General features: G+C 59.5%; 8 protein-coding genes. 5 read left to right on the top strand and 3 right to left on the bottom strand.

Features of this window, described 5'->3' with window-relative positions:
- Positions 1-109: 109 nt before the first annotated feature.
- Complete coding sequence (locus HUJ17_RS09440) at positions 110-1,057, bottom strand: LysR family transcriptional regulator (protein WP_290510455.1); 948 nt, start codon at positions 1,055-1,057, stop codon at positions 110-112.
- Positions 1,058-1,420: 363 nt separating this feature from the next.
- Between HUJ17_RS09440 and HUJ17_RS09445 the strand changes: the two genes are divergently transcribed.
- The gene (locus tag HUJ17_RS09445; protein WP_290510456.1) at positions 1,421-1,693 is read left to right on the top strand and encodes an Arc family DNA-binding protein; all 273 of its coding nucleotides are present in this window, start codon (positions 1,421-1,423) and stop codon (positions 1,691-1,693) included.
- A gap of 125 nt (positions 1,694-1,818) precedes the next feature.
- A complete protein-coding gene (locus HUJ17_RS09450; protein ID WP_290510457.1) occupies positions 1,819-3,048 on the top strand; it encodes a GGDEF domain-containing protein in 1,230 nt (409 codons plus the stop codon).
- 153 nt (positions 3,049-3,201) lie between these two features.
- Here the strand turns inward: HUJ17_RS09450 and HUJ17_RS09455 are convergent, their stop codons facing one another.
- Entirely contained in the window at positions 3,202-4,014 is an 813-nt protein-coding gene (locus tag HUJ17_RS09455; protein WP_290510458.1) for a M23 family metallopeptidase, read from the bottom strand.
- Positions 4,015-4,246: 232 nt separating this feature from the next.
- A complete protein-coding gene (locus tag HUJ17_RS09460) occupies positions 4,247-5,818 on the bottom strand; it encodes an HD domain-containing phosphohydrolase (protein WP_290510459.1) in 1,572 nt (523 codons plus the stop codon).
- 204 nt (positions 5,819-6,022) lie between these two features.
- Between HUJ17_RS09460 and thrS the strand changes: the two genes are divergently transcribed.
- The 3 genes from thrS to cysS form a co-directional block, all read left to right on the top strand.
- Positions 6,023-7,939, top strand: a complete 1,917-nt coding sequence (thrS, locus tag HUJ17_RS09465) for a threonine--tRNA ligase (protein WP_290510460.1) — start codon at positions 6,023-6,025, stop codon at positions 7,937-7,939.
- Between the two features lie 120 nt (positions 7,940-8,059).
- Positions 8,060-8,488: a phosphoribosyl-AMP cyclohydrolase gene (gene hisI / locus HUJ17_RS09470; protein ID WP_290510461.1), complete on the top strand. Its 429-nt coding sequence runs from the start codon at positions 8,060-8,062 to the stop codon at positions 8,486-8,488.
- Positions 8,485-9,836: cysteine--tRNA ligase (gene cysS, locus HUJ17_RS09475; protein ID WP_290510462.1), on the top strand; the 1,352-nt coding region annotated here is incomplete at its 3' end. The genes hisI and cysS, both read left to right, overlap by 4 nt.

Here is a 9,836-nt window from a genome sequence, read left to right on the forward strand (position 1 = left end):
AACTACGTGCGTTACTCCGCTGCGCTACGTTCCTACAGCGTCTTCGTAGCAATGACGAAGTCCCGGGAACGTTCCAGACATTCCCAATCCAATCGAGCGCAGCTCGTAGCTACTCCTCCGCCAGAATGCTTTCTGCTTCTTCCTGGATCAGCCGTCGCAACCAGCGATGGGCCACGTTGTGGTGAAGCAACGATGACCAGGCCATTTTCAGTTCGAACTGGGGAATGTCGAAGGGCGGCTCTTTGATCAGCAGGCGTTCATTCTGTGCCTGCATGCGCGCCACGCGGCTGGGCAGGGTGGCGACCAGATCGTTGTTCATGGCCAGCAGCGCTGGCATCTGGTAGTGGCGGGTAAAGATGCTGATCTTGCGGCTCTTTCCCAGCTGCTCCAGGGCATGATCGATCCAGCCCAGTCCGCCGAGCTTTTCCGGGTTCATCCCGAAACCCACCCCGAAACCGGTTTTTGATACCCAGATATGCTGCGCCGAAAGGTAGCTGTCCAGATTGAAATCACTGGCAATGGGGTTATCCCTATTCAGCAGACAGGAAAAGGAATCCTTCCACAGGCTAACCTGGTGAAAGGAACCGGGGATTTCGTTGAAGCGGTTCACTGCCATGTCCACCCGACCCTGCTCCATATCCTGGTAGCTCACGTCCGAGGGGGTCAGAAAATCCAGCACCACATTGGGCGCTTCTGCACGCAGGCGCCGCACGATATGGGGCACCAGGGTAGCTTCCGCGTAGTCGCTGGTCATGATGCGAAACACCCGGCGGCTTTCCGAGGGTTTGAACACATCCTCCGGCGTAAACAGCTGCTCTGCCTGGGACAGAATCTGTCGCACCAACGGGCGCAACTCCTGGGCGCGCTCCGTGGCAGTCATGCCATCACTGGTACGAATCAACAACGGGTCGCCGAACAGTTCCCGCAAACGCTTGAGCGAATTGCTCATGGCGGGCTGGGTAATCCCCAGCTGTTCCGCCGCCCGGGTCACATTCTGCTCGCGCAACAACACGTCCAGGTACTTGAGCAGGTTCAGGTCTGCCGCGCCAATATTCATGGTATGAATCATCACTCAATGAAGCATCATTGAGATGGATTCTATAGAGCGGCGATCGGGCTGTCACATGAAGAACCAAGCATGCCTGTTGCATCACGCAGCAGGCAGCGAACACCCCCATTGCGTGACGCCTTAGACACGTTGCGTGAAGCATTCTGCAATGTAAAAGCAATTTTTACCGTTTTCAGTGTTAACCGGGTCGCTGTTTGAGGCTTAATGGCAAGCTGCCAGTATCGCCTAAAGGCAAAAAAATGCGTAAGGTCTGATGCACTGTTAACGCTACACCCTGCCGTGTTGTCTGGAACAGCCACTCTTATACAAAGAGGCTGATTTATAGTTCGCAGGTGTGATTCAGAGGTTACTATGACAAGCAGCGCAACCACGCGAGCCGAGAAGTTCGTGGTTCGATTTCCCAATGGCATGCGGGCCAGTGTGGCGGAAGCCGCCGGCCTCAGTCATCGAAGCATGAACGCGGAGATCATTGCCCGCTTGCAGCACAGTCTGAGCAATTGGCCAACAACCTTGCCCCATGGCGAACCGGCAATTCCTGATGGCAATGAGGAGGCGTACCTGCTGGAACGCTTCCGAAGGTTGCCCGCAGGCAAGCAACAGGCACTACTGGCTCTGCTGGACTGAACGCTGACGACCTTCTGTCCTTACAATATGCCGTTGGCCGCCTGTGATTTTTTTCCATAACGGGCATACTCTATGATGAAACATGGCCGCCAACGACACATGGACAGACAGGAGCCCTATCGGCCGTGACAGCTCCCCAGAAACGCAACCCGCTTCCCACTGGCAGTGATATCATCCTGCCGTGGCACCTGCGTCTGCCGAAGCCGCTGGAAAAAGACTTTCGCCTGTATTTCCTGGCAAGCGTGTCAAAGGTGGCTCCTTGGGCGCTGGGATTGGTCTCCATCCTGATCGCCACAGCCATGCTGATCGAATCCTGGATTGGCCCGGATGTGATCACCAACTCCTGGCGCCCCCGCCTGTTCACCCTGATGCTCGCTGGCGGCTGCGCTATCCTCACCCGCAAACTTCAATGGCGGGAATGGTTGCATCCGGCCACACTGGGTCTGGCCTTTGCCATCGCCCTGACAGGCAATTACCTGGGCGTGCATGTTGACCACCCCCTTGCCTATACCTTTTTCCTGCACACGCCCCTGTCGATCATCATGATCTGCATCCTGATCCGTGTGCCGTTCTATTCCGCCCTGCTCAGTTCCACGGTGATGATAGGCGCCATGATCGCCACACTGGTGGCCAACCCGGAGCGCACTCCCTTCGAGTCCACCACTCTGACCATGGTGACACTGGCGTTTGCCAGCATGAGCCTGTTCGGCCAGTACGTGTACGAGCGGCTGCTACGGCAGCACTTCCTCTCCGAACACGTTCTCTACCAGCACCGCAACGAACTACACTCCGCCAACCTGGTACTGGAAAACCAGGCCACCGTGGATGGCCTCACCGGGTGTATCAACCGACGGGGCATGGAATCCCGCCTCAATCATCTTTTCCACTTGCACAAGCAAGGCAACCCGGACGCACCTGAACGGCTTTCCCTGCTGTTGTTTGATATCGATTTCTTCAAACAATACAACGACACCTACGGCCACCCCGCCGGGGACGAATGCCTGAAGAAAATCTCCAATGTCCCCCTCTCCATGGTGCAGGCGGAAACCGATTTTGTTGCCCGTTATGGTGGCGAGGAATTTGTCATCGTGCTCACCGACTCCAGCTTCAACGACGCCCTGGTGTTTGCCGAGCGCATGCGAAACCGGGTAGAGCAACTGGGCCTGCCCCACAGCGGCTCCCGGGTCAGCCAGGTAGTCACCATCAGCGTGGGCGTGGCCTGCTCCGATCACGGCGCCAGCAATGGCGCCGAACTCCTGAAACAGGCCGACGAAGCTCTCTACCAGGCCAAGGGTGCTGGTCGTAATCGGGTGGCGTTGATGAATAGTCAGGGGTTGGTGGAGATGTTGAGTTAGTTGATAATTGAGAATGGATAATTGATAACGCCGCGGACAAGACCGGTTCGTTTTTAAACGCAAGAGGCCGCGCCCGGAATATGGGCGCGGCCTCTTGCGTTTAAAATTGCAGTAACACCGATCGCGCAGTTATCAATTATCCATTTTCAATTATCAATTCATCGGCGGCACCACCGTCACCGGATCCAGCTTCACTTCAAACCAGTTCAACCGCCAGTCCAGGTGCGGGCCGGTGGCGCGGCCGGATGCGCCGACTTTGGCCACCGGCTCGCCCTGCTTCACTGTCTGACCTTTTTCCACCAACACCTCGCTGAGGTGAATCATGGTGGAGGAGACGCCGTAGCCATGATCCATGATCAGGGTCCCGCCGGAATAATAGTTGTCACTCTGCACCAGGGTCACCACCGCATCTGCCGGCGCAACGACAACCGTGCCGGCAGGGCGGGCCACGTCCACACCATAGTGCGGACGGCCTGGCTTGCCGTTGTAGACCCGCTGGCTGCCGTAGACTCCGCTGATTCGCCCGGTCAGCGGCCACTGAAAATCACTGAGAAAAGCCAGCAGGGCAGAGTCGATATCCCGCGCCGTCTTGATCTCGGCCACCTCGCGACGAATCCGCTTGAGCACCGCTTCCGGCGGTGGCTCCACGGTACGTTTGGGCACCCCTTCGACTCGCTGGATGTCGTACTCCCGCTTGCTGAGTGTCACGGGTACCTGCTGCACCTCACCCTGCCTTTCCAGTACCAACACCTGCTCAAGGGCATCATCCCGACCGAAACCAACGGCAAAAAAACCTTCCGGCGTGGTCCGCACCGCCCGGTCACCCAGTTTGACCGCCACCCCACTTGCCACCTGGCCACGCAGCAGCGCCCCCTGGGTACGCTCCCCTTCCAGGGATAGCAGCCAGTCGCTGGCAAGCGACAGAGGTGACAACAAACAGAGCACTACAAAAAAAGAAATACGCACAAGAAACCTCAAGGGGAAATTCGGCAATTTTGCTGCAAGAACGTCGCTGGTGGCACGAAACCGGAACGGAGAGCATAAACCCAAAACCTGAAAAGCGGTATTTACCACAGAGGGCACAGAGATCACTGAGGAAAGACGTTTTTTCTCTGTGTGCTCTGTGCCCTCTGTGGTGAAAATGCGTTTGATCCTGGTCTTTTATCGCGCCGCCAGCGACGCTCCTACAGAAAACCCGTCACAAAAACGCACTGCCATCCTCCACATCCAGCTGCACCGGATCCAGATGCTTCTCGGCGTACTGGCGCCATACCCCGGACCGGATAAACAGCCGATAAAGGTCCGGGTCCAGGTGATCGTTGTCGCGCATGCGTTGCAGGATGCCAAGCGCTTCGCTGAGTTTCAGCGGCGTCTTGTAAGGTCGCTCCTTGGCGGTAAGAGCCTCGAACACATCGGCGATGGCCATGATTCGCGCCGGGATCGACATCTGGTCGCGGGTAAGCCCCAATGGAAAGCCGGTGCCGTCCATTTTTTCATGATGGCCCCCAGCATATTCCGGCACCTGGCGCAGCTTGGGCGGGAACGGCAACGAGCCAAGCATATCCAGGGTCACATCCATGTGGCCATTGATGATTTGCCGCTCTTCCGGAGTCAGAGTGCCCCGGGGAATGCACAGGTTGTAAACCTCGTCGTCGGTGAGCAGGGGCTTTTTCTGGCCCCAGGCATCGGTCCAGCGCCGCGCGGCGATATCCCGCACCCGTTGCTGGTCCGCCTCGGCCATGGCTTCTCCGCCGCGATTGATGCGCTCCAGAAACGCCAGATCTTCCTTCAATTGACTGATTTCCGCTTCCATGCGCTCTCGGCTGGCGGGCTCATCGGCGGGATCAAGCAGGCAGGCCTTTTCGTAACGGAACTGGATTTCCGCCCGCAGGGCGGCAAAGCGACTGGCCACCTCGTCGATACGGTCATGCAGGGTGTGCAGCTTGGTGGATTTGTCCAGCACCGAATCCGGCGTAGCCAGCTTGCCGCAGTCGTGCAACCAGGCCGCCACGTGCAACTCGTACCAGCCATCCTCATCCAGGGAAAAATCCGCAAAGTCCGAATCATCCTCACAGGCCGCCTGGGCCAGCATCTCGGTGATTACCGGCACTCGCTGACAGTGGGCACTGGTGTGCGGGCTCTTGGCATCAATGGCCTGGGCCAGCACCTTGATAAAGGCATCCAGCAGTTCCTTGAGTTCCTGCACCTGGCTCAGGTTGCTGAGGGCAATGCCCGCATAGGTGAGCAGGGACTGGAAGATCAGGTCGCTGTGTTTCCCCAGCCGGTGCAAACGGGCCGGTAGCGCCCGGTTATAGGCCAGCTGCAGCACACCGATGACCACCCCTTCGTGGTTCCGCAGGGGCCACAGCCGCAACCCGCCAGCATCCGGTGCCAGCGCATCCAGTAAATACCGGTCCTCCTCGCTGAGAGCGCTTTCCGACAGATCCACCGCCAGCGGCTTGCCGTCTTCATAACACTGCTCGGGCAAACCACTTTTGCGTGCCATGGGGCAGAACAGGCTGGCCTCCTCGTGCAGGGAGGCATCTCCAGCCCGACGGCAGAGACAGCTCAGCCCTGGCTCAGGCTTGCCATCCGCATACAGCCACACCCAGCCAGTATCCGCCTCACACAGGTACAGTGCCTCATCCAGCAATACCTGCAGCAGGCGCGGTACATCCCGCTGCTCGCTGAGATGCTGCGCTACCCGCAACAGCCGCGGCATCAGGTTTTCATCCGTCACCGGAGCGGTGTCGGGTAAAGAGGAGTTCATGAGCAATCCGGCTCCCAATGATCATCCGTAACAAAATCGTGTATTTACCCAGCAAGCATAGGCTGAGCCAGGATTTCAGGCAAAACACACCGCTATACGTCTATTTCCCTCCGACCGGCGCATATACCGCCGGTTCCGGTTGAAGCCGGGGGCGCGATTGCCTACCATCTGCCGGTTCCGAGCCAATCTGGATTCCTACCTCTCATGAGTGTCAGCTATCAACTGCCCGACGGGGCAACCATGGCGTTTGATCAGCCGGCGTCCGCCCTGGACATTGCCGAGCGTATCAGCAAAAAACTCGCCAAACAGGCCCTTGCCGCCAAAGTGGACGGCAAGTTGATCGATGTTTACCTGCCCATCGACGATGGCGCCACGGTGGAAATCATCACCCGCGACACCGATGACGGCCTGGAGCTGATCCGCCACGATGCTGCCCATGTGATGGCAGAAGCGGTGCAGGAGCTGTTTCCGGGAACCCAGGTCACCATTGGCCCGACCATCGAAAACGGCTTCTACTACGACTTCTACCGGGAAGACTCTTTCACCCCGGAAGACCTCAAGGCCATCGAAAAGCGCATGATGGAAATCGTACGCCGCAACGAGGATATCCGCCGTGAAGTCTGGGACCGGGACGAAGCCGTCAGCTTCTTCCTGAAAGAAGGCGAGGAATTCAAGGCGGAAATCATCCGCGACCTGCCCGCCGACCAGGAAGTGAGCCTCTACCGCCAGGGCGATTTCATCGACCTGTGCCGAGGCCCCCACCTGCCCAGCACCAGCAAGCTGGGCGATGGCTTCAAACTGATGAAAGTGGCCGGTGCCTACTGGCGCGGCGATGCCTCCAAGGCTCAGCTGCAGCGTATCTACGGCACCGCCTGGCGCGACAAGAAAGAACTCAACGCCTACCTCAAGCAGCTTGAGGAAGCGGAAAAACGTGACCACCGCAAACTGGCCAAGGAAATGGGCCTGTTCCATATCCAGCAGGAAGCGGTGGGCAGCATGTTCTGGCACCCGAAAGGCTGGCGCATGCGCAAGAACCTGGAAAACTACATCCGCGGCAAGATGGAAAAAGGCGGCTACCAGGAAGTGGCCACCCCGCAGATGATGGACCGCATCCTCTGGGAAAAGTCCGGTCACTGGGACAAGTACGGCGATGACATGTTCACCGTCTGCACCCACGATCACCGGGAAATGGCGGTCAAGCCCATGAACTGCCCGGGCCACGTGCAGATCTTCAACCAGGGCATCAAGAGCTACCGGGACCTGCCCATTCGTCTCGGCGAGTTCACCACCCTGTTCCGTAACGAAGCCCACGGCGCCCTGCACGGCCTGATGCGCGCTCGCTCCTTCAGCCAGGACGATGCCCATATCTTCTGTACCGAAGGGCAGATCAACGAGGAAACCGCCGGGTTCATCACCATGCTGCGCGAGGTCTACAAGGACTTCGGCTTCGAGAGCTTCCGTATCAAGTTCTCCGACCGCCCGGAAAAACGTGCCGGCGCCGACGAGACCTGGGACAAGGCCGAAGGCGCTTTGCGTGAAGCGGTGGAATCCCTGGGGCTGGAATGCGAACTGAACCCGGGTGAAGGGGCCTTCTACGGCCCGAAACTGGAATTTGTTCTGCGCGACGCCATTGGCCGTGACTGGCAGTGCGGCACCCTGCAGGTGGACTTCGTGCTGCCCGAGCGCCTGGATGCGGAATACGTGGCCGAAGACGGCTCTCGTCAGCGTCCGGTGATGCTGCACCGCGCGGTGCTGGGTTCCCTGGAGCGCTTCCTGGGCATCCTGATCGAATCCACCGCCGGGCACCTGCCCCTGTGGCTGGCGCCGGTACCGGTAGCGATCTGCACCATCACCAATGCGGCGGATGACTACGCCCGCAGCGTGAAGGAACGACTGGAAGCGGCCGGCATCCCGGCGGAGCTGGACCTGCGTAACGAAAAGATCGGTTTCAAGGTACGCGAGCATTCCCGCGCCAAGGTGCCGCAGATCTGGGTCATTGGTGAGAAAGAAGCGGACGAGCAACTGGTGGCCATCCGGACCCTGGGCTCCCAGGCCACCGACACGACAAGCCTGGACGCCGCCGTCACCGCCCTGGCCAACGCGACCCGCCTGCCGATCTGAACGAAGCATCTGTAGGACCCCCTCTCGAGGGGCGAACCTGCTTGCGAAAGCGTTGCCAAGTACCGTTCGCCCCTCGAGAGGGGCTCCTACAGCGGATTTACTCTCCGCCCCGGAGGCGTCATGTTCAAAGACAACGAACAACAGCCCGAAGGCTTCCAGGTCCCCCTGCAGGAGGCCCTGGACAACCTGAAGCTCACCGACGACGGCCTGATCGCCGCCATCGCCCAGCAGCATGACACCGGCGAAGTGCTGATGATGGCCTGGATGAACCGGGAAGCCCTGGAGGAAACCCTGGCCACCGGTCGGGTTTGCTACTTTTCCCGCTCCCGGAAAACACTCTGGCGCAAGGGCGAATCCTCCGGCCAGGTGCAGATGCTGAAAGAACTGCGCATCGACTGCGACGCCGACACCGTGTTGGTAAAAGTGGACCAGACCGGCCCTGCCTGCCACACCGGCCGCCGCGACTGCTTCTACTGGAAAGCCGACGCCGACAACGTGACCATCGACAAGACGCCGATCATCGATCCGAAAGAGCTTTACAAAAAATGACTCTCAAGCTGCACAACACCCTCACCGGGCAAAAGGACGACTTCATTCCGCTGGATCCCAACCGCATCACCCTCTACGTGTGCGGCCCCACGGTCTATAACTTCGTCCATATCGGCAATGCCCGCCCGGTGGTGGTGTTTGATGTGCTGTACCGGCTACTGCAACGGCTCTACCCGGAAGTGGTCTACGCCCGCAACATCACCGACATTGATGACAAGATCATCAAGGCCGCGGCGGAAAACAACGAAGATATCGGCGTGCTCACTGAGCGCTTCACCGCCGCCTTCGCCGAGGACATGGCGTCCCTGAACGCGAAAACCCCGAACATCATTCCCAAGGCCACCGATCACATCCCCGAGATGATCCAGATGATCGCCACCCTGGTGGAAAAGGGCCACGCCTACGAGGCCGACGGCCAGGTGCTGTTCGCGGTGGAATCCATGCCCGGCTACGGCAAGCTGTCCGGTCGCAAACTGGAAGACATGCTCGCCGGTGCCCGGGTGGAAGTGGCCGACTACAAGCGCCACCCCGGCGATTTCATCCTCTGGAAGCCGTCCACCGACGAGCAGCCGGGCTGGGACTCCCCCTGGGGCCGTGGCCGCCCTGGCTGGCACATCGAATGCTCCGCCATGATCCACAAGCACCTGGGTGACGTGATCGACATCCACGGCGGTGGCCAGGATCTGATCTTCCCGCACCACGAAAACGAGATCGCCCAGGGTTGCTGCGCCCACGGCACTGATTACGTGCGCTACTGGATGCACAACGGCTACATCAACATCGACGGCGAGAAGATGTCCAAGTCCCTGGGCAACTTCCGCCTGGTGCGCGATCTGCTTACCCAGTACCACGGCGAGATCCTGCGCTTCGCGCTGATTTCCAGCCACTACCGGTCACCGCTGAACTTCTCCGCGGACGTACTGGATAACGCGGAGAAAGGCCTGGATACCCTCTACTACGCCCTGCTCGGCCGTGGCGAAACCGTGGAGCCGGAAGCCGGTTACCAACTGCCGGACAACCACCCGGTGCTGGAAGCCCTTAAAGATGACCTGAATACCTCGGAAGCGGTCAGCGCCCTGCACGCCATCGCCGGGGAACTGAACAAGGCGGACCTGGCTGACAAGCCGAAGCTGAAAGCCGAACTGCTGGCCGCCGCCGACTTGCTGGGCCTGCTGACCGAGGACCCCACCGCCTGGTTCCAGAACAAGAACGTGCGCGAGGACGGTCTCAGCAACGACGAGATCGATGCCCTGGTCGCCGAGCGCACCCAGGCCAAGAAAGACAAGAACTTCGCCCGCGCCGACGAGATCCGCCAGCAACTCACCGATGCCGGCATCCAGCTGGAAGA

Source organism: Alcanivorax sp., from assembly GCF_014762765.1.
Classification (GTDB): Bacteria; Pseudomonadota; Gammaproteobacteria; order Pseudomonadales; family Alcanivoracaceae; genus Alcanivorax.